The sequence below is a fragment of the Streptomyces sp. NPDC021212 genome (assembly GCF_044332925.1).
Taxonomy (GTDB): Bacteria; Actinomycetota; Actinomycetes; order Streptomycetales; family Streptomycetaceae; genus Streptomyces.
Genome location: NZ_JBIRPZ010000004.1, coordinates 139589 through 158220, shown reverse-complemented (window position 1 = coordinate 158220; position 18632 = coordinate 139589). Strand labels below are relative to the sequence as shown.

Annotated in this window: 17 protein-coding genes, 1 tRNA gene, 2 pseudogenes and 1 riboswitch; of the genes and pseudogenes, 6 read left to right on the top strand and 14 right to left on the bottom strand. The window is 70.8% G+C overall.

Annotated features, from left to right (window positions below; translation table 11 throughout):
* Window positions 1-29: 29 nt before the first annotated feature.
* The gene (locus ACH4SI_RS12105) at window positions 30-1541 is read right to left on the bottom strand and encodes a DEAD/DEAH box helicase (protein WP_398295515.1); all 1512 of its coding nucleotides are present in this window, start codon (window positions 1539-1541) and stop codon (window positions 30-32) included.
* Window positions 1542-1854: 313 nt separating this feature from the next.
* Window positions 1855-2058 (bottom strand): cold-shock protein, encoded by a 204-nt coding sequence (locus ACH4SI_RS12100; protein ID WP_063730458.1) that lies wholly within the window; start codon window positions 2056-2058, stop codon window positions 1855-1857.
* A gap of 569 nt (window positions 2059-2627) precedes the next feature.
* On the opposite strand from ACH4SI_RS12100, the gene ACH4SI_RS12095 reads away from it, so the two are divergent.
* Entirely contained in the window at window positions 2628-3188 is a 561-nt protein-coding gene (locus tag ACH4SI_RS12095) for a hypothetical protein (RefSeq protein WP_398295512.1), read from the top strand.
* Between the two features lie 133 nt (window positions 3189-3321).
* Here ACH4SI_RS12095 and ACH4SI_RS12090 read toward each other — a convergent pair whose 3' ends face one another.
* Window positions 3322-3711 (bottom strand): MerR family transcriptional regulator, encoded by a 390-nt coding sequence (locus ACH4SI_RS12090; protein WP_398295509.1) that lies wholly within the window; start codon window positions 3709-3711, stop codon window positions 3322-3324.
* Window positions 3712-4552: 841 nt separating this feature from the next.
* Between ACH4SI_RS12090 and ACH4SI_RS12085 the strand changes: the two are divergent.
* Window positions 4553-4681 (top strand): annotated as a pseudogene (locus ACH4SI_RS12085) (ATP-binding protein); the annotation flags it as partial.
* Between the two features lie 99 nt (window positions 4682-4780).
* Here ACH4SI_RS12085 and ACH4SI_RS12080 read toward each other — a convergent pair.
* The 6 genes and pseudogenes from ACH4SI_RS12080 to ACH4SI_RS12055 form a co-directional block, all read right to left on the bottom strand.
* Window positions 4781-5332 (bottom strand): annotated as a pseudogene (locus ACH4SI_RS12080) (response regulator); the annotation flags it as partial.
* The gene (locus ACH4SI_RS12075; protein WP_398295507.1) at window positions 5317-5784 is read right to left on the bottom strand and encodes a sensor histidine kinase; all 468 of its coding nucleotides are present in this window, start codon (window positions 5782-5784) and stop codon (window positions 5317-5319) included. The pseudogene ACH4SI_RS12080 and the gene ACH4SI_RS12075, both read right to left, overlap by 16 nt.
* Before the next feature lie 102 nt (window positions 5785-5886).
* A tRNA-Ser gene (locus tag ACH4SI_RS12070) sits at window positions 5887-5973 on the bottom strand.
* A gap of 57 nt (window positions 5974-6030) precedes the next feature.
* A complete protein-coding gene (gene tadA / locus ACH4SI_RS12065; protein ID WP_398295505.1) occupies window positions 6031-6531 on the bottom strand; it encodes a tRNA adenosine(34) deaminase TadA in 501 nt (166 codons plus the stop codon).
* Window positions 6532-6550: 19 nt separating this feature from the next.
* The gene (locus ACH4SI_RS12060) at window positions 6551-7066 is read right to left on the bottom strand and encodes a hypothetical protein (RefSeq protein ID WP_398295503.1); all 516 of its coding nucleotides are present in this window, start codon (window positions 7064-7066) and stop codon (window positions 6551-6553) included.
* Between the two features lie 216 nt (window positions 7067-7282).
* Window positions 7283-7480 carry a hypothetical protein gene (locus tag ACH4SI_RS12055; RefSeq protein ID WP_398295501.1) on the bottom strand — a complete coding sequence of 66 codons (198 nt, stop codon included), beginning with the start codon at window positions 7478-7480 and terminating at the stop codon, window positions 7283-7285.
* Window positions 7481-7647: 167 nt separating this feature from the next.
* On the opposite strand from ACH4SI_RS12055, the gene upp reads away from it, so the two are divergent.
* Entirely contained in the window at window positions 7648-8283 is a 636-nt protein-coding gene (gene upp, locus ACH4SI_RS12050; RefSeq protein ID WP_398295499.1) for a uracil phosphoribosyltransferase, read from the top strand.
* A 26-nt stretch (window positions 8284-8309) separates the two neighbouring features.
* Here the strand turns inward: upp and ACH4SI_RS12045 are convergent, their stop codons facing one another.
* Both ACH4SI_RS12045 and ACH4SI_RS12040 read right to left on the bottom strand, forming a co-directional pair.
* Window positions 8310-8981, bottom strand: coding sequence for a LytR C-terminal domain-containing protein (locus tag ACH4SI_RS12045; protein WP_398295497.1), 672 nt, complete (start codon window positions 8979-8981; stop codon window positions 8310-8312).
* A gap of 113 nt (window positions 8982-9094) precedes the next feature.
* Window positions 9095-9391: a type II toxin-antitoxin system VapB family antitoxin gene (locus ACH4SI_RS12040; protein ID WP_009716657.1), complete on the bottom strand. Its 297-nt coding sequence runs from the start codon at window positions 9389-9391 to the stop codon at window positions 9095-9097.
* A gap of 164 nt (window positions 9392-9555) precedes the next feature.
* A riboswitch (TPP riboswitch) is annotated at window positions 9556-9729 on the top strand.
* Window positions 9730-9776: 47 nt separating this feature from the next.
* On the opposite strand from ACH4SI_RS12040, the gene ACH4SI_RS12035 reads away from it, so the two are divergent.
* Window positions 9777-11261 (top strand): SDR family oxidoreductase, encoded by a 1485-nt coding sequence (locus ACH4SI_RS12035; protein ID WP_398295494.1) that lies wholly within the window; start codon window positions 9777-9779, stop codon window positions 11259-11261.
* Between the two features lie 449 nt (window positions 11262-11710).
* On the opposite strand, the gene ACH4SI_RS12030 is transcribed toward ACH4SI_RS12035, so the two are convergent.
* The 3 genes from ACH4SI_RS12030 to ACH4SI_RS12020 are packed head-to-tail and all read right to left on the bottom strand — an operon-like array spanning window position 11711 to window position 14628.
* Window positions 11711-12958, bottom strand: a complete 1248-nt coding sequence (locus ACH4SI_RS12030; RefSeq protein WP_398295492.1) for a cytochrome P450 — start codon at window positions 12956-12958, stop codon at window positions 11711-11713.
* A 52-nt stretch (window positions 12959-13010) separates the two neighbouring features.
* On the bottom strand, window positions 13011-14405 hold the full coding sequence (locus ACH4SI_RS12025) for an NAD(P)/FAD-dependent oxidoreductase (protein WP_398295490.1): 1395 nt from the start codon (window positions 14403-14405) through the stop codon (window positions 13011-13013).
* Window positions 14395-14628 carry a ferredoxin gene (locus tag ACH4SI_RS12020; protein ID WP_398295488.1) on the bottom strand — a complete coding sequence of 78 codons (234 nt, stop codon included), beginning with the start codon at window positions 14626-14628 and terminating at the stop codon, window positions 14395-14397. The genes ACH4SI_RS12025 and ACH4SI_RS12020 overlap by 11 nt, the downstream gene beginning before the upstream one ends.
* Window positions 14629-14947: 319 nt before the next feature.
* On the opposite strand from ACH4SI_RS12020, the gene ACH4SI_RS12015 reads away from it, so the two are divergent.
* Together ACH4SI_RS12015 and ACH4SI_RS12010 are read left to right on the top strand one after the other, a co-directional pair.
* On the top strand, window positions 14948-16141 hold the full coding sequence (locus ACH4SI_RS12015) for an acyltransferase family protein (RefSeq protein WP_398295486.1): 1194 nt from the start codon (window positions 14948-14950) through the stop codon (window positions 16139-16141).
* Window positions 16142-16315: 174 nt separating this feature from the next.
* Window positions 16316-18538, top strand: a complete 2223-nt coding sequence (locus ACH4SI_RS12010; RefSeq protein WP_398295484.1) for a germacradienol/geosmin synthase — start codon at window positions 16316-16318, stop codon at window positions 18536-18538.
* Window positions 18539-18632: the final 94 nt, after the last annotated feature.

Below are 18632 nucleotides of genomic sequence, written 5' to 3'. Positions count from 1 at the left end.
GGTGGGTCATTTTCCTGATCACGAAGGTTCTAGGCCGCCGCGTCGAACGAGGACTTCCGCGCGGTCGCGCGCCGGGCAGCCGAAGCGGGGCTGCGTCGGCCGCGTGAGGCCGCGCTGCGCTTACGCCGCTCGGCCACCGGCGCGGTGATCGTCACGGGGATGCCGGAGGGAGTCTGGGCGCCGGTGATCCGGCTGAGTGCCTCTTCGCCGGAGCGGACCTGGGTGGTCTGGGGCACGATGCCGCCAGCCGCCATAAGGCGGGTCATGTCGCGGCGCTGGTTGGGGGTGACCAGGGTGACGACGCTGCCGGACTCCCCGGCCCGCGCGGTACGGCCGCTGCGGTGAAGGTAGTCCTTGTGGTCGGTCGGCGGGTCGACGTTGACGACGAGATCGAGGTCGTCGACGTGGATGCCGCGGGCCGCGACGTTCGTGGCCACGAGCACGGTGACGTGCCCGGTCTTGAACTGGGCCAGGGTCCGGGTGCGCTGCGGCTGTGACTTGCCGCCGTGCAGGGCGGCGGCCCGGACACCGCTGTTCAGCAGGTCCTGCGTCAGCCGGTCGACGGCGTGCTTGGTGTCCAGGAACATGATCACCCGGCCTTCGCGCGCTGCGATCTGCGTCGTCGTCCGGTGCTTGTCGGCGCCGTGGACGTGCAGCACGTGGTGCTCCATCGTGGTGACCGCGCCTGCGGACGGGTCGACGGAGTGGACGACGGGGTCGGTGAGGTAGCGGCGGACCAAGCGGTCGACGTTACGGTCGAGGGTGGCGGAGAAAAGCATCCGCTGGCCTTCGGGGCGGACCTGGTCCAGGAGCGCGGTGACCTGGGGCATGAATCCCATGTCGGCCATCTGGTCGGCCTCGTCCAGGACGGTGATCGCGACCTGGTTCAGCCGGCACTCACCGCGGTCGATGAGGTCTTTGAGGCGGCCCGGCGTCGCGACGACGACCTCGGCGCCACCGCGCAGCACATTGGCCTGCCTGCCGATCGGCATTCCGCCGACGACGGTGGCCAGGCGCAGCTTCACCGAGCGGGCGTAGGGGGTGAGCGCGTCGGTCACCTGCTGGGCCAGCTCACGCGTCGGCACAAGGACAAGGGCCAGCGGCTGGCGGGGCTCGGCGCGCTGTCCGGCGGTGCGAGCCAGAAGAGCCAGGCCGAAGGCGAGGGTCTTGCCGGAACCGGTGCGTCCGCGTCCCAGGGCGTCGCGGCCCGCGAGGGTGTTGGGCAGGGTCGCGCCCTGGATCGGGAACGGGACGCTCAAGCCTTGCGCGGTCAACGCTGCCAGCAGCTGCTTGGGCATGCCGAGGTCGGCGAACGCCTCGACCGCGGGCAGCGCGGGAGTGATCGTCTCCGGCAGGGCGAACTCGCCCTGCACCGTGGCGGGCCGGCGGCCGTGGCCGCGCGAGCGGCTCTGACCGCCGGAACGGCTAGGTGCGGGCGAGCCGAAGCGGGCGCCCCGCCTCGAACCGGTGCTGGAGCCGAAAGCGGGGCTGTCGGTCCGGCGGGGGCGGGAAATGCGGCCGTTCGTACGTGTGGGGTTCATTCAGAACCTTCCTTGATACGGCACGCATCAAGGAATTCCCGCAGCAGAAGAGTAGCGCGGGGAATCACAAGAACGGGCCGAATAGAATGCGAAAGCGAATCTGGCTTGCAGCGAATCTGGTGCGGGCGCAGGCGATGAAATGTGTGACGTCATGTGGACGTGAAATCCAGGACGTCGACCGGTATAGCTCCGAAGAGGCCCGCTCCCCGGAGAGGGGGCCACGGGCGGCGCCATCCCACAGGTGAAACCTCGGAGAATGCCCGTAGCTGGGCCCGCGCCCCGAGGGGTGCCGGCCCCAGCTACAAAGTGCGCGTCAGGCGAGAACTATGTTCTCGGCCGTCGGACCCTTCTGGGTCGGCGCGATATCGAAGGTAACCCTCTGGCCTTCGAGCAGCTCACGGAAGCCCTGTGCGGCGATGTTCGAGAAGTGGGCGAACACGTCAGGGCCGCCACCGTCCTGCTCGATGAAGCCGAAACCCTTGGCTGTGTTGAACCACTTCACGGTGCCTGACGCCATGTCATATCTCCTTTGGGGCAGTACGCCGGGACCCGCGGTGCACGGATACCGGGTCGCCGCGATGATGCCCCGTCCGGAAAATGACCGGCAACACGAAAACGCTTCCGATGGCTGAAAATGCCGGCGAAGGCGCTTGAAGCTTTGGGAACCACAACTGCAACTGAGATCGACAGTAGCATGGAATGGTGGCCCGTGTACGGTTTTTTTCACTCTGTTAGTTGCGGTAAAAACGCTCCCCGCACGGCGCGTTTAACCCTCACTTCGCGGTCATAGATATTGGCCCACCCGGAGCGCAGCGTTTCAGGAAGAGAGGCTGTTGGAGTGAGCAGGCGACGGTAGGGCCTGCGCGGGGCAGCCGTACCCTCCGAGGGCGGGCGGGAAGGTCGGACAGGGCTGATGTTCTCGGCCTGGGGTCCTTCTGGCCCTGGGCTCTCTCGCCTCCGTGTGGACTCCGGCCCCTTGGTCTCACCGCGAATTGGGCCACCCGAAGCCGAGTAGATCGGCTGGTCGTGGGAACGATCAGGGCTTCCGAACGGGCATCTCCGCTCGCCTACTCGTAAGGATCGTCGATGCTTCCTGAGGTCCGTCCCCACGTATCCGACCCCCTCACAGACCAGTTGGAACACCAATTGGGCTTGGCTCCAGACCTCGAAGCCGGCCATCTCGATGTGGAGCGCGTCGCAGGCATCGCAGTCGTCGCAGCTGCCCACTCCGGTGGCTACGCGGCCCTCGGCCATCTCCTCGGACTGCTGGCCGCGCTACCTGCCCCCACCAAGGCAGGCGAACGCTTCTGGTCGGACCTGTGGAGGTCCTCCGGCACCGCCTACCTGCTACCCGCCAACATCAAGGCTGAGGTACTGCAATCCATGGCAGGCGAAGGGACCGCCCTGGCCCGACAGATCCTCTCAGCTGTCGATGAGATGACCCCGCCCCAACGCTTCGCGGCCGGGGAGGTGATCGGTCAAGCCCTCGCCGAGTCCGACCATCTTCCCGACCTCAAGACACAGGTCATCGGAGAACTGTGGCTCCGAGATCTCGAACTCACCGCCTGGCGCGTCTTGCACGCCGACCGCAGGTCGGACGACCCCGCTGGACGGAAAGCCTTCCTCGATGCCTGGACGAGCGTCTAAACGTCTGATCCTCCAACTACACTGAAAGCACGGCTCTCACGGGCGACGGCAGCTACCGGACGCGGTGTGCGCGATCCATTGGGCAGGGTCTTCCGCGCGTTGCGGGAAATCACCATGGGGAACGACCCATGCGTCACGCCCTGACATGTGTGTGCCGGGGCCCGTCGGTAGCCGGCGGGCGCACCGTCTCAGGCCGGGGGCGGCCGGACGCTTCGGCGGTGCGGCGGTATTCGGCGTTGATGCGCTGGGCTTCTTCGAGCTGGTCTTCGAGGATGATGATGCGGCAGGCGGCCTCGATGGGAGTGCCCTGGTCGACGAGTTCACGTGCGCGGGCCGCGATGCGCAGTTGGTAGCGGGAGTAGCGGCGGTGGCCGCCCTCGGAGCGGAGCGGGGTGATCAGGCGGGCTTCGCCGATGGCGCGGAGGAAGCCCTGGGTGGTGCCGAGCATCTCGGCGGCCCGGCCCATGGTGTAGGCAGGGTAGTCGTCGTCGTCGAGACGGCTGTACGAGTCGTCTGCTGTCATTGCACCTCTCTGTGGAACGCGTGGAGGGGCCCTGGTGCCATATGGCACCAGGGCCCCGAAGGAACTGCTACACCATCTGCCGACCCTGGTACTGCGCCGGCCTTCTGTTTTCGCAGACCCGACCTGAATGCTGTCGGGGGTGCGGGGATCGCGGTTGCTTGACCGGAGACCACCTCACTATCGATGTCCCGCGGTACCCGGGCTCAAGACTTCCGCCCGGGCGATCCTGATGGCGCTCAACTCCTCCGTTCTTTCCCTCTGGATGAACTACTTACCAAACGGGAACCGCATACTGCTCGTGGCCTCGAACAGCGCCACTCTTCGGCAGCCAGCCCCGTCGCCGTCCTGCATCTGCTCTGGCTTGGGACCCCACTGCCGAACCTCCCGGCACGCGCGCCCGCAGCCGACGCCTTTGCCGAGGAACCACTGACAACCGCAGTGCTGTCGCACTTGCTGAGCTGCCACTGCGGTACTGCTCACGGCGGCCCCTGATCACTGCGGGCCACCCGGTCCGGTCGTCAGCCTCGTCGCCGTCTTGCACAACTCTGGCTTCGAAGCTCCACCACCGCACCGTCCTACGAACTGCAGCTGCGTGTACTGCTGCCCGGCAGTTCATCTCTGCCGGGCCCTGCTTGATCTCGGCTACGAGAGAAACCATAACCACACCACCACCCAATGTCTACTCCGGCCGACGCAGATTTCCGTGCGCTGGCCAGAGAGATAGTCGACCTCGAGCACAGAACGGCGCGTGGTGGCCCCGCTCCAACCACGGACACCTGCTTTGAGCAGCGACGTTGCGCCGGCCTCGATGCCGCGAACCCACAGCTTCCCTGCCTGACATCCGCAGGCACCGCGCATGCGCACCCCGGACCTGAACGGCGGGACGGGAGGCTCCGGCCGGCCCATGGTCAACCGCCTCGCCCGCACCACCGCGGTGACCCGCCGGACGGCTGGCGGCAAGGTCATAGCCGGTTCGGCGGGCGCGAGCAGGACCTGGCCGCCGCCGGCTTCGGCACGGCCGCCTGACCCGCGGCCGGGCCGGCATCACGACGCCACGGGCCGGACGGAGCCGACCGATGGCGCTCTCGCTGAGAAAGAGGCGGCGGCCGATGGCCTGGTTGGACAGTCCCTCGGCAATGAGGGCCAGCACGGAGTACTCGCGTTCGGTGAGCCGTTCGAGTCCCGGGATCGGGGAACTGCTGGACAGCAGTTTCGCGATGACGGCCGGGTCCATGGCGGTCCCGCCGCCCGCGACGCGCTCCAAGGCGCCGATGAACTGGTCGGCGTCGAACACGCTCTCCTTGAGGAGGTAGCCGACGCCGCCGGAGCCGTCGGCCAGGAGCTCACGGGCGTACGACTGCTCGACGTGCTGGAAGAGGATAAGGACCGGCAGTCCGGGCATCTCGCTGCGGGCGGCGAGGGCTGCCCGCAGGCCCTCGTCCGACTGGTCCGGTGGCATGCGGACGTCGATGACGGACACATCCGGGCGTCACGTCCGCAGCGCGTCGAACGTTTCAGGTCCGGTGGTCGCTGTCGCCACCACCTGGTGCTCGTACGCCTCGATCAGGCGGACCATCCCGTCACGCAGGAGGTAGAGGTCTTCGGCTACAACGATTCGCATGGCAGCGCCATCCTGACGCGGGTCGGGCCGCCCGGTGGGCTGGTGATCTCCAGGGTGCCGTCAAAGACCGCGAGGCGGCGGCGCTGGCCTGCGAGGCCGCTGCCGACTCGCTCGTCGGCCCCGCCCCGGCCGTCATCTTCAACCTCGACAACGAGGTCGGCCTCGTCCCTGGCGAGGCCGACGAGCACCCGCGACGCGTGGGCATGTCGGACCGCGTTGGTCAGCAACTCAGCGACGCCGAAGTAGACGGCCGACTCGATCGGCGGGTTCAGGATCAGCCGGCCGTCAGCGCTGACGGCCACGCCGAGTCGATCTGCCTGCATGAGGGTGGCGACGTCGGCTTCGCAGGCACGTCGGCTGTTCGTCGTTCCCAGAAGCTGAGGGGCCGATGGGTCGGATCCCACGGTAGGCGCCTTCATCGACGGCCGTTTCAGCAGGCCAGTTGGGGTCATGCGGGACTCACGTGCCGGGACGTGTCCACGCAACTGGTGGACGTGTCCACACGCAGAACACCCCTCTGCCCTGCGTTTCCGCAGGACAGAGGGGTGTAAGAGCGGTAGCGGTGGGATTTGAACCCACGGAGGAGTTGCCCCCTCACGCGCTTTCGAGGCGCGCTCCTTCGGCCGCTCGGACACGCTACCGAGGCAGAGCCTAGCGGACGAAGGGCCGAGATCGAAAATCGGTTCCGGGCAGGGGGATCAGGAGGTGCGGAAGAAGGCGATGAGGGGGGCCGCGCACTCGTCGGGGAGGACGTCGTGGATGACCTCGGGGCGGTGGTTGAGGCGGCGGTCGCGGACGATGTCCCAGAGGGAGCCGACGGCGCCCGCCTTCTCGTCGATCGCGCCGTAGACGACGCGGTCGAGCCGGGACAGCACGATGGCGCCGGCGCACATGGCGCACGGCTCCAGGGTCACCACCAGGGTGCACCCGGTCAGCCGCCAGCCGCCGAGGCGGCGGGCCGCGGCGCGGAGGGCGAGGACCTCGGCGTGGGCCGTGGGGTCGCCGTGGGCCTCGCGCTCGTTGCGGCCGCGGCCGAGCACCGTGCCGTCCGGGCCCAGCACGACGGCGCCGACCGGGACGTCTCCCGTCTCCGGTGCCCGTACGGCTTCCTCCAGCGCGAGGCGCATCGGGGCGCGCCAGGGGTCACGCAGGGGGTCGGGGTCGGGTCCGGGCAGGATGCCGGTCAGCGGATCGGTCATGACACCAGTGTGGCGGCGGTCAGCGCACCGCCTCCAGGCTCTCCATGCTGCAGCCCAGCATGTCGGCGATCGATTCGAGCGCGTCCCCGTCGAGGGCCTTCAGCTCCTTCTCCTCCATGCCCAGGTCGGTCAGGATGTCGCCGTCCCCGAGCGGGCCCACCGGGACCGGGGCGTCGGGGTCGGCGTCGTCGTCCTCATCGGGCTCGCCGTCCTCGGTGCCGTCCAGGTCGACGAGGCTGTCCAGGTCGTCGTCGGGGTCCTGGCCGAGCAGCTCGTCGGTGAGCATCGAGCCGTATGAGGTGCGGGCGGCCGCGGCCGCGTCCGATACGTAGATGTGCGGGTCCTCCTCGCCGTCCACGCGGACGACGCCGAACCACGCGTCTTCGTGCTCGATGAAGGCCAGAACAGTGTCGTCGTCCTTGGCGGCCCCACGAGCCAGATCGATCAAATCGGTCAGAGTCTCCACGTCATCGAGCTCTGTGTCGCTCGCTTCCCACCCTTCTGCGGTGCGCGCGAGCAATGCGGCGAAGTACACCGTGACTCTCCCACTGGTCATAGGCGTGCCGGGGCGGGCGGGACAATGTCCAGCCCCAATCGGAATCGTGGCAGAAACCGTCGCTTCGCGAGAGGTCTTCCACGCTGCGTCGTGCACCAGTCCAAAGAGATGTGGCTCACGTGAAACGAAACAGACAGACCTGATCGCTCCATCGGCGGTGCATCGGGGTCGGTTACGGGTTCGGGTACGGGTTCATCAGCGGAATGTACGCAGCAGTATCGCCTCGCGCATCCGGGCGGCGCGGGTCAGCCGCGGCCGCACGGCGTCGCGCACCTGCCGTGCCTGGTTCAGCGCGCGCAGGAAGCGTTCGCGACGGCGGCGGCGCTCCGCGGCGCTCTCGCGTGCGGGCCCCTCGCCCATCGTCCTGCCGGCGGGCATGTCGGTGTCGGCCATGGCCTCACCCCTCGTGCCGAGGTCTCCGCCCGGACTGGGGGCCCGGGCGCTCCTGCCCACTTTCCCTCGAAACAGCGCTTTGATGCCAGTACAGCGACAGACTGTCGGCGCGTGCCGGGGGTTACCGGCGGGAGCTGCGGCCGGAGGGCTCCGTTAGTGTCATTGCCATGCGGATCCACGTCGTCGACCACCCGTTGGTGGCGCACAAACTCACCACGCTGCGCGACAAGCGCACCGACTCCCCCACTTTCCGGCGGCTCGCCGACGAGCTGGTGACCCTGCTCGCGTACGAGGCCACCCGCGATGTGCGGACCGAGCAGGTCGACATCGAGACCCCGGTGACGGCGACGACCGGGGTGCGGCTGTCGCATCCGCGTCCCCTGGTGGTGCCGATCCTGCGGGCGGGCCTCGGGATGCTCGACGGCATGGTGCGGCTGCTGCCGACGGCCGAGGTGGGCTTCCTCGGCATGATCCGCGACGAGGAGACGCTGCAGGCGTCCACGTACGCCACCCGGATGCCCGACGACCTCTCCGGCCGTCAGGTGTACGTGCTGGACCCGATGCTGGCGACCGGCGGGACGCTCATCGCGGCGATCCGCGAGCTGATAGCGCGGGGCGCCGACGACGTCACCGCGCTGTGCCTGCTGGCGGCGCCCGAGGGCGTCGAGCTGATGGAGAGCGAGCTGGCGGGAGCCCCGGTCACGGTGGTCACCTCGGCCATCGACGAGCGGCTCAACGAGCACGGGTACATCGTGCCGGGGCTCGGCGACGCGGGCGACCGGATGTACGGGACCGCGGGCTGAATCTCGTTACGGGCGCCCGGGCCCGCTCAGCAGGGCGAGCCCGACGGGCGGGGTGAGGGCTTGGTCAGCGCGGTGAGCGCCTTGTCGGCGTCCTGCTGCTTGACCAGGTCCTTGAAACCCGAGCCGATGATCAGATCGACATCCTTGCCGCGGCGGCCGTCGTTCTTGGCCTGGGTCCCGGCGAGCTGGGTCGAGAGCACCCGGAAGGCCCCGTCGGTGGAGCCGGGTGCGCCCAGGAGTATCCCCGGGGCCTTGACCTTCTTGTCGTACGGGTTCGGCGCGTTCCCCACGTCCCCGATCTTGAAGCCGCGCTTCTTCAGCTCGTCGGCGGTGTCCTTCGCGAGCCCCGAGCGCTTGGTCGCGTTGTAGACGTTGACGGTGATGTCGGAGGGCTTCGGCAGCTTCTTCACCGCCGTACGTGACGACGACCCGGAGCCCCGGTCGCGGCCCTTGCCGGGCTCGCGCTTGCAGTCCGTGCTGCCGCGGGCCGCGCGCACCGTGTCGCCGCCCTTGCCGCCGCCACCGGAGAAGACGTCGATGAGCTGAAGCGTTCCCCAGCCGGCCAGGCCGAGCGCCACGACCGAGCCGAGGGCCGCGAACGCCAGGCGCCTGCGGCTCCGGGGCCGGCGCATGCGCGGGTAGCGGTCGCCCGTGATGCGGTACTTTCCGCCCATGCCAGGAGGGGTCAGCATGCTCATGTGCGCAGCGTAGTGCGGCCTGGTGAAGATGCCTACTAAATGATCAATGGTTGGTGTGCAGTCCAACCCGAAAGGGCCAACGCGAAGGCCCCGCGACCCCTTACGGGGTGACGTCAGTCGAGCTCCAGGACGCGTGCGTGCAGCACTTGGCGCTGCTGGAGCGCCGCGCGCACCGCGCGGTGCAGCCCGTCCTCCAGATAGAGGTCGCCGTCCCACTTCACGACGTGGGCGAAGAGGTCCCCGTAGAACGTCGAGTCCTCCGCGAGCAGCGTCTCCAGATCGAGCTGCTGCTTCGTCGTGACCAGCTGATCAAGACGTACCGGGCGTGGGGCGACGTCCGCCCACTGGCGGGTGCTTTCCCGGCCGTGGTCGGGATAGGGCCGACCGTTTCCGATGCGCTTGAAGATCACACGGAAAGCCTACCGGGCAAGCGGCTTCCGGCGCAGCCAAGGCGCGGGAGTGCCGGGACCGGTGCCCGGAACGGGGCTCCGCGACGCGCTGGCAAAAGGGTGAAAAATTCTCGAAAGGGGACTAGTCGCCCAAGGAGGTCAGGAGTAACCTGAAAAACAGCCTGCGGGGCGAGCGAGGGAGCTCGACCGGAGAGGCGTTCAGGACAGAGGACCTTGCGGTTCTCCGGAACGTCTCGTTGATGGCCGGGCTGAGAGGCCGGAAGGTCGGGGAGACCGGAAGGCGACCTCCACAACCTGATCCGGACAATGCCGGCGAAGGGAGCCCACCTCGCAGGTTTCGCGCTGCCCGCTTGCGGGGGCGTCCGGTGCGTTCGAGCATGGCCGCATGCGCTGTCTGGTCACCGGTGCCACCGGGTACATCGGCGGCAGGCTCGTGCCCGAGCTGCTGGGCGCGGGGCACGCGGTGCGCTGTGTGGTCCGTTCCCCGGGGAAGCTGCGCGGTCACCCCTGGGCGGGGCGGGTCGAGATCGTACGCGGCGATGTGACCGACGAGGAATCCGTCGGGGCGGCCATGGAGGGCGTGGACGTCGCGTACTACCTGGTGCACGCGCTGGGCGGCGGACCCGGCTTCGAGGAGACCGACCGGCGCGCCGCCCGCCTCTTCGGCGAGCGGGCGCGGGCCGCCGGGGTCCGGCGGATCGTCTACCTCGGCGGGCTGGCCCCGGCCGGGGTCCCGGACGAGGACCTCTCCCCCCATCTGCGCTCCCGCGCCGAAGTGGGCCGCGTGCTCCTGGAATCCGGGGTGCCGACCGCGGTGCTCCGGGCCGGTGTGATCATCGGGTCCGGCTCGGCGTCGTTCGAAATGCTGCGCTATCTGACCGAACGGCTTCCGCTCATGGTCACCCCCCGCTGGGTGCGCACCCGCACCCAGCCGATCGCCGTCCGCGACGTGCTCCGGCTGCTGGTGGGCTGCGCCACGCTGCCGTACGAGGTGAACCGGGCCTTCGACATCGGCGGCCCCGACATCCTCACCTACCGGGACATGATGCGGCGGTACGCGGCCGTCGCCGGGCTGCCCCGGCGCGGCATCCTGCCGGTGCCGGTGCTCACCCCCAGGCTCTCCAGCCTCTGGGTCGGCCTGATCACCCCCGTACCCGGCACCCTCGCGCGACCCCTCGTGGAGTCCCTGCGGCATGAGGTGGTCTGCGCCGAGCACGACATCACGGCCTACGTACCCGAGCCGCCGGGCGGCCCCCTCGGCGTGAACCGGGCCCTGGAGCTGGCCCTGCGGCGGATCCGCGAGGCCGACGTGGCCACCCGCTGGTCCTCCGCCGCGACCCCCGGCGCGCCCAGCGACCCGCTGCCCACCGACCCCGACTGGGCGGGCGGCACCCTCTACACCGACCACCGCCGCCGCGCCGTGAACGCCTCCCCGGAGGACGTGTGGCGGGTCGTGGAGGGGATCGGCGGCGAGAACGGCTGGTACGCCTTCCCCCTCGCCTGGGCGCTGCGCGGCTGGATCGACACCCTGGTGGGCGGCGTCGGCCTCCGCCGCGGCCGCCGCGACGCGGCCCGGCTGCGGGTCGGGGACAGCCTCGACTTCTGGCGCGTCGAGGAGGTCCTGCCGCCCCGTCTGCTGCGGTTGCGGGCCGAGATGCGGCTGCCGGGGCCGGCGTGGCTGGAGATGCGGGTGGACCGGGACGCGGAGGGCCGGACCGTCTTCCGCCAGCGCGCCGTCTTCCACCCGCGCGGGCTGGCAGGGCACGTCTACTGGTGGGGCGTCTCGCCGTTCCACGCGCTGGTGTTCGGCGGCATGGCCCGCAAGATCGCCGCCAGAGCGGAGGCAGCCCAGTCGGCTGGGTGCCGTTGACCGGGCTGCCGGGTGCGCTGTTGCCTACGGCCGGTGGTTGCTGTTCCCCTAGCCCGCCCCTTCCCGAAACCGGGGCTCTGCCCCGGGCCCGGAGGGCCCGGTCCGCGCCGCACGAGAAGCGGCCATCGGCCACTGCGCCGACGGGGTATTGCGGGGCCGGGGTGCCGTGCGGGCGGGTGGCTACGGGGACTCGGCGTGGGCGTCTGGCGGCTGCTCACCGGGCGGGCGCGGGGGTGTTCGGGCGCATCGTGTGCTGGGGCTGCCGGTGCTTGCGGTGGCTCGCGCTCCGGGACGACGTACGCGGCCCGGCCTGGGCGGGCGGGACGCTGCCAGGCCGGGGCCCGGGGCAGAGCCCCGGTTCGGGAAGGGGCGGGGCTGGGGAACAACGGCCGCACCGCCCACGGCCAGCTGCTCGCCAGGTGGGGCGGGGCCCGGTTTCGCCGCGCCGCTCAGCGCAGGCCGTCCAGGGTGAGGGGGAGGTGGCGGGGGCCGCGGAGGACGGCGTTGCGGCGGTAGGGCGGAGGGTCTTCGAGCAGGCGGGGGTTCTCCAGGCGCCGGGCCAGCGCGGTCAGGGCCAGCTGGGCCTCCAGGCGGGCCAGCGGGGCGCCGAAGCAGCTGTGGATGCCGCTGCCGAAGCCGAGGTGCTGGTTGTCGCGGCGCCGGGGGTCGAAGCGGTCGGGGTCGAGGAAGCGCTGCGGGTCGCGGTTGCCGGAGGCCAGGACGAGCCAGACGGAGGCGCCCTTGGGGATCGTCACCCCGGCGATGTCGATGTCCGAGAGCGGGGTGCGCTGGGGGAGCAGCTGGACGGGCGGGTCGTAGCGCAGCAGCTCCTCGACCAGGGGAACGGCCAGATGGGGCTTGGCGCGCAGCCGGGCCAGGACGTCGGGGTTGCGGAGCAGGGCGAGCATGCCGTTGGTGATCAGGTTGACGGTGGTCTCGTGGCCCGCGACCAGCAGCAGCGCGGCGGTGCTCAGCAGCTCCGTATGGCTCATGCCGCCCTCCGGGCCGTGCCCGGCGACCAGGGCGGAGAGCATGTCGTCGCCGGGGGAGCGGCGGCGTTCCTCGATCAGTTCGGAGAGGTAGCGGCCGAGTTCGGTGCGCGCCTGCTGGGTGATGCGGCGCCGCGTCGCGGCGTCCTGCCCGGGGTCCGGGTCGAGGCTCGCGGCGAGGGTGTCGGCCCAGGCGTGGAAGCGGGGTTCGTCCTCGCGCGGCACGCCCAGCAGCCGGCAGATGACGGTGACCGGGAAGGGGTACGAGAAGTCGTCGACGAGGTCGATGCGCTCCCGGTCCCCGAAGCCGTCGATCAGCTCGGTGACGATGCGGGACAGCTCGCCGCGCATGGCGTGGATCCGCCGGGGGGTGTGCGGCGGGCCGAAGGGCGTCATGGCCAGGCGGCGCAGCCGGTCGTGCTCGGGAGGGTCGAGCTTCAGGAAGGCGGGCGGCAGCCCGGGGTCGTCCTCCTCGGCCTCGCTCTCGGCGTCGGCCGGTTCCCCGGCGGCCCGGGGGTCGAGGTTGCGCGCGTCGGAGCTGATGCGCGGGTCGTGCAGCAGGGCGTGGATCTCCCAGTAGGTGCTGATGATGTACGGGCCGTCCTCATCCTGCACCACGGGTGTTTTGCGCAGTTCCGCGTAGATCGGGTACGGGTCGGCGCGGTTGGCGTAGTCGGTGATCTTCCGCAGGAGGGGGCCGTGGGCCATGGCGGAGTCCTTCCGGGATCAGGGCCGCGGAGCAGGGCCGGGGAGCGGGTGGTCACACGCGCGAGGGGGTGAAGACGATCCGCCGGTCGGCGGGCGAGTAGCCGCTGAGCGTGACGGTCGGGCCGTGGGTGGGCAGCGTGGGGTCCGGGAAGCCGGCCGGGACCGGGCGCAGCCCTTCGGCGCGGCGGTCGACGGTGGTGAACGGCGGCGGGAAGGGGGCGGCCGTCTCGATCAGTCGCTGGTAGAACGCCAGCCACTTGGTCTGGTCGAAGGTGACGGCGGCGATGACGCGCCCCTGGTATCCGTAGACCGCGGTGAAGCGGCGCTCGGCGAGCGACCCCTGGGCGATCAGGACCTCCTCGCCCAGCGACGGCACCCCCACCGACTTGATGTTCACCCCGAACTGGGAGGACCAGAAGGCCGGGACCCACAGATGCGGCCGGCGGTCGGCGCTCGCGCTGATCATGTTGTGGGCGGCGATCCCGGCCTGGGCGACCGCGTTGCCCCAGTGCTCCAGGGACAGGAACTGGTAGCCGAAGAGCGGATGCGGGGAGCGGGCGACGTCCCCGGCCACGAAGACGTCGTCGGTGACGATGCCCGTCACGTCGAAGGCGCGGCAGCCCGCGTCGCAGGCGATGCCGCGGGGCCCGGCGGCGAGCCCGGAACCGGCCAGCCATTCGATGTTGGGGGTGATGCCGAGTGAGACCACCGCGACATCGGCGTCGAGGGCGGTGCCGTCGGACAGATGGGCCCGCCGCAGCCGCCCGGCGGCGTCGCCTTCCAGGCCGGTGACCATGACACCGCAGCGCAGGTCCACGCCGTGGGCGCGCTGAAGCCCTGCGGCGACCTCGCCGAGTACGCCGCCGAGCGCGCCGACCAGGGGGGTGGGGCCGCGTTCGGCGACGGTGACCGGCAGCCCCCGCTCGCGGCACGCGGAGGCGATCTCCGAGCCGGTGAAGCCCGCGCCGATGACCAGCACCCGGCGCGGCGCCGCCGACAGCCGGCGGTGCAGCGCGGCCGCGTCCTCGCGGGTACGGAGCACGAACACGCCGTCCAGCTCGGCCTCCAGGGGATGCGGCCAGGGCCGGGCGCGCACCCCGGTGGTGATGAGGAGCCGGTCGTACGGGACCTCGTCGCCGTCGGCCAGCCGCACCCGCCGGGCCGTCATGTCCAGCCCGGTGGCGGCGACGCCGAGCCGCCACGTCGCGTCCACCGCGCGGCGGCGGGGCAGTGCGGTGTGGTCGGCGGGGGACCGGCCCAGCAGCACCTGCTTGGACAGCGGTGGCCGGTCGTACGGCTCATGGGGCTCGTCGCCGATCATCGTGAGCGACCCGGCGAACCCCTCCTCGCGCAGCGTCTCGGCGGCCCGCAGCCCGGCCAGCGAGGCGCCCACGACCACGATGCGCCCCTCGCGCGGCGGCGGGTGCGGCGCGCCGTCAGCGGACACCGGACAGGTCCTCGTCGCCGGCCGGCCCGTCGGCCAGTTCATCGACCAGGATGGCCTGGACCGGGCAGGCCGCCACCGCGCGCGCCACGTTCTCCCGCTGGGATTCCTCCGCGCGCGGGGTGTAGAGCAGCGCCTCCTCGCCGTGCAGGGTGAAGACGTCGGGGGCGAGGAACGCGCACTGCGCGTATCCCTGACAGCGGTTGAGATCGACGACAAGCCTCATCGGGGCCCTGCCCTTCGCACGCCTTGGGTCGCCGGGTCGCCCCCTCCTGGGCCCAGCATGGGCGAGGCGGCCGGGGACCGCGCGCACAGCCGGGCCAATGGGGCGATGCCTCACCGCGACGGGGCTCGGCGGCGGGTGCGGGGGCGCAGTGTGACAGTGAGGGCGGGGGCGTGAACCGTCGTGCGCAAGAGCTGAGCCATTCCGCCCGTGGCCGTCTGGCCGCCACTACTGTGCGTGGAATGTTCCACTCCGCAGCCCTCTCCTCAACCCCACAAAGAGGCGGGATCGCCGCTGTCGGTTCCACGAGGTGGCGTATGTGATGAGCATCTCGTCCTTACGTCGCGCGCAACGCGCCCCCGCTCCCACGCCCGCCTCGCCGCCTCCCGAGGCGGCCCCGCCCTCCGCCGCCCCCCAGCAGCGTGACGCGTTCTTCGACAACGCCAAGTACCTGGCCATCGTGCTGGTCGCGATGGGGCATTCCTGGGAACCGCTGCGGGACGGCAGCAGAGCGGCATCCGCCCTCTACATGTTCGTGTACGCCTTCCACATGCCGGCGTTCATCCTCATCTCCGGCTACTTCTCGCGGAACTTCGACCTCCGGCCGGATCGGCTGAAGCGTCTCCTCACCGGGGTCGTCGTCCCGTACGTGATCTTCGAGAGCGCGTACAGCCTGCTCAAGGGCTGGGCGAGCGACGACCCCTCGTACCCGATCAGCCTGCTCGACCCCTGGTACCTGACCTGGTTCCTGGTCGCGCTCTTCGTGTGGCGGGTCACCACCCCGGTGTGGCGGATCGCGCGCCATCCCGTGCCGCTCGCGCTCGCGATCGCCGCGCTCGCCTCGTGCTCGCCCGACATCGGCGACGATCTCGACCTCCAGCGGGTGCTGCAGTTCCTGCCCTTCTTCGTGGCGGGACTGCACATGCGGCCGGAGCACTTCCGGATGGTGCGCCGTCGCGCGGTGCGGCTGATGGCGGTGCCGGTGACGGTCGCCGCGCTGGTCTTCGCGTACTGGGCGGTGCCGCGCATGAACGCCGGGTGGTTCTACCACCGGGACAGCGCCCAGGAGCTGGGGGCGCCGTGGTGGAGCGGCATCGTGATGACGTTCGCCCTCTTCGGCTGCTCCATGGTGCTCACCGCGTGCTTCTTCGCCTGGGTGCCCGGGCGGACGATGTGGTTCACCGCGCTCGGCGCCGGAACGCTGTACGGGTACCTGCTGCACGGCCTGCTCATAAAGGGCTCCCACTCCGCGGGCTGGTACGACCCGTCCTGGCTGCACACCCCGGCGGGCGCGATCCTGGTCACGGTCATCGCCGCGGTGGTGGTGACGGCGCTGTGCTCCCCGCTCGTCCAGCGGATCTTCCGCTTCGCGATGGAGCCGCGGATGGAGTGGGCCTTCCGGCCGGCGGCGGGCGGGTCGACGGCGGAGAGTTCCGGGGCTGCCGGGGCCGTCGTGTCCCGGTCCGCCTCGACGCCGCAGACGGCCGTCGTCCCGTCCCAGGCCACGAGACCGTAGCGCGATCCGCTGTTTCCGGCTCCGCGCGGCGGGGCCGGAAACGCTCGCACGCTTATGCCACTCGTCGGACTGTCGGATAGGCCGTCAGGACCCTGGGTAGGGCCGAGCCGATCAGCCCGTAGGCCCTGCTCACGGCCGCGGGCAACCGTCGCACGGAGAGGTGCCGGCCCACCAGTGACACAGCCCTTTCAACTCCCCGACTTCTACACGCCGTACCCGGCGCGGCTGAATCCCCATGTCCAGGAGGCGCGGGAGCACTCCACCCGGTGGGCCCGCGAGATGGGAATGCTCGAGGGCTCCGGGATCTGGGAGCAGGCGGATCTCGACGCCCACGACTACGCCCTGCTGTGCGCCTACACCCACCCCGAGTGCTCCGCCGCCGAGCTGGCGCTGATCACGGACTGGTACGTGTGGGTGTTCTTCTTCGACGACCACTTCCTGGAGCGGTTCAAGCGCTCGCAGGACCGTGCGGGCGGCAAGGCGTACCTGGACCGGCTGCCGCTGTTCATGCCGATGGAGCCGATGGGTCCGGACGCCGTCGTGCCGGAGGCGGTCAACCCCGTCGAGGCGGGCCTGAAGGACCTGTGGGCGCGTACGGTGCCCGCGATGTCGCCGGACTGGCGGGCCCGGTTCCGGGAGTCCACGGAGAACCTGCTCAACGAGTCGCTCTGGGAGCTGTCCAACATCAACGCAGGGCGGACGCCCAATCCGGTGGAGTACATCGAGATGCGCCGCAAGGTCGGCGGCGCCCCGTGGTCGGCGGGGCTCGTGGAGCACGCGGCGGGGGCCGAGGTCCCGGCGGTGGTCGCGGAGTCGCGGCCGCTGCGCGTGCTGCGGGACGCGTTCTCGGACGCGGTGCATCTGCGCAACGACCTCTTCTCGTACCAGCGGGAGATCGAGGAGGAGGGCGAGCTGAGCAACGGGGTGCTGGTCCTGGAGACGTTCCTGGGCTGCACCACCCAGCAGGCGGCGGATGCCGTGGGCGACCTGCTCACCTCGCGGCTCCAGCAGTTCGAGAACACCACGTTCACCGAGCTGGCCCCGCTCTTCGCCGAGCACGGCCTGGACGCGGCGGCCTGCGCGCGCGTCATGGCGTACGTCAAGGGGCTCCAGGACTGGCAGTCCGGCGGCCATGAGTGGCACATGCGTTCCAGCCGCTACATGAACGGCGGAGGGGCCGGGAGCGAGCCCGCCTGGTCGCCGTTCTCCGTCAGCGGTCTCGGCGGCAGTGGTCTTGGTGTATCCGCTGCTGACGTACGGCTCACCACCGGCCGGGCGGAGCGGGCCAGGGCGCGCACTTTCAGCCATGTGCCGTACCAGCGGGTCGGGCCGTCCCGGCTGCCGGACTTCTTCATGCCGTTCACCGCCCGGCTCAGCCCGCATCTGGGCCGGGCGCGCCGCAATCTGGTCGAGTGGTCGCACCGGATGGGCATCCTCGGGCCGCAGCCCGGCGTTCCCGACTCGGACGTCTGGGACGAGCGTCGGCTGCTCGCCGCCGACCTGCCGCTGTGCGCGGCGGGGATACAGCCGGACGCGTCCCCCGACGATCTGGACCTGACGTCGGGCTGGCTCGCCTGGGCGACGTACGCGGACGACTACTATCCGCGGGTCTTCGGCCGGAAGCGGGACCTCACCGGGGCCAAGGTGTGCAACGACCGGCTCAAGACCTTCATGCCGGTCGAAGCGGGCCCCACCCCCGTCCCGGCCAGTGGCCTTGAGCGCGCCCTCGCCGACCTGTGGGCGCGTACCGCGGGGCCGATGGAGGAGGGCGCGCGCCGCGCGTTCCGCACGACCGTGGACGACATGCTGGACAGCTGGCTGTGGGAGCTGGCGAACCAGGCGCAGCACCGCATCCCCGACCCGGTCGACTACATCGAGATGCGCCGCCACACCTTCGGCTCCCACCTCGTCATGAGCCTGCGCCGGCCGGCCATCTACCGCAGCGGGCCGGTCCGTTCGCTGGAGAACGCCGCCATGGACTACGCCACACTGCTGAACGACGTCTTCTCGTACCAGAAGGAGATCGAGTTCGAGGGCGAGGTCCACAACGGCGTCCTGGTCGTGCAGAACTTCTTCGACTGCGACTATCCGAGCGGGGTGGCCATCGTGCATGACCTGATGGCCTCGCGGATGCGGCAGTTCCAGCACATCGCGGCCCACGAGTTCCCGGTCCTGTACGAGGACTTCGAGCTGTCGGCGGAGGGCCGGGCGGACCTGGAGGGGTACGTACGCGACCTCCAGGACTGGATGACCGGGATCCTGACCTGGCACCGGGAGACCGCCCGGTACCGGGAGGAGGAGCTGCTGCACGAGGCGGGTGGGGCGCCGCGGCAGCTGTTCGGGCCGACGGGTCTTGGGACGTCGGCCGCGCGGCTTCCGGTGGGCGCGCGCCGGTAACGCACCACGATGTGGTGCCCCGCCTTGTCCGCGCGGACAAGGCGGGGCCGTCGCATGTTGGCCGCTGGTGACGAAGCCGGGCGCGGCGCCGGGT

Coding starts and splice junctions, on each gene's coding strand:
- ACH4SI_RS12105 (WP_398295515.1), bottom strand. CDS start 1,541: ATGAACCCCACACGTACGAACGGCCGCATTTCCCGCCCCCGCCGGACC.
- ACH4SI_RS12100 (WP_063730458.1), bottom strand. CDS start 2,058: ATGGCGTCAGGCACCGTGAAGTGGTTCAACACAGCCAAGGGTTTCGGC.
- ACH4SI_RS12095 (WP_398295512.1), top strand. CDS start 2,628: ATGCTTCCTGAGGTCCGTCCCCACGTATCCGACCCCCTCACAGACCAG.
- ACH4SI_RS12090 (WP_398295509.1), bottom strand. CDS start 3,711: ATGACAGCAGACGACTCGTACAGCCGTCTCGACGACGACGACTACCCT.
- ACH4SI_RS12075 (WP_398295507.1), bottom strand. CDS start 5,784: ATGACCCCAACTGGCCTGCTGAAACGGCCGTCGATGAAGGCGCCTACC.
- tadA (WP_398295505.1), bottom strand. CDS start 6,531: ATGACCGATCCGCTGACCGGCATCCTGCCCGGACCCGACCCCGACCCC.
- ACH4SI_RS12055 (WP_398295501.1), bottom strand. CDS start 7,480: ATGGCCGACACCGACATGCCCGCCGGCAGGACGATGGGCGAGGGGCCC.
- upp (WP_398295499.1), top strand. CDS start 7,648: ATGCGGATCCACGTCGTCGACCACCCGTTGGTGGCGCACAAACTCACC.
- ACH4SI_RS12045 (WP_398295497.1), bottom strand. CDS start 8,981: ATGAGCATGCTGACCCCTCCTGGCATGGGCGGAAAGTACCGCATCACG.
- ACH4SI_RS12035 (WP_398295494.1), top strand. CDS start 9,777: ATGCGCTGTCTGGTCACCGGTGCCACCGGGTACATCGGCGGCAGGCTC.
- ACH4SI_RS12030 (WP_398295492.1), bottom strand. CDS start 12,958: ATGGCCCACGGCCCCCTCCTGCGGAAGATCACCGACTACGCCAACCGC.
- ACH4SI_RS12020 (WP_398295488.1), bottom strand. CDS start 14,628: ATGAGGCTTGTCGTCGATCTCAACCGCTGTCAGGGATACGCGCAGTGC.
- ACH4SI_RS12015 (WP_398295486.1), top strand. CDS start 14,948: ATGAGCATCTCGTCCTTACGTCGCGCGCAACGCGCCCCCGCTCCCACG.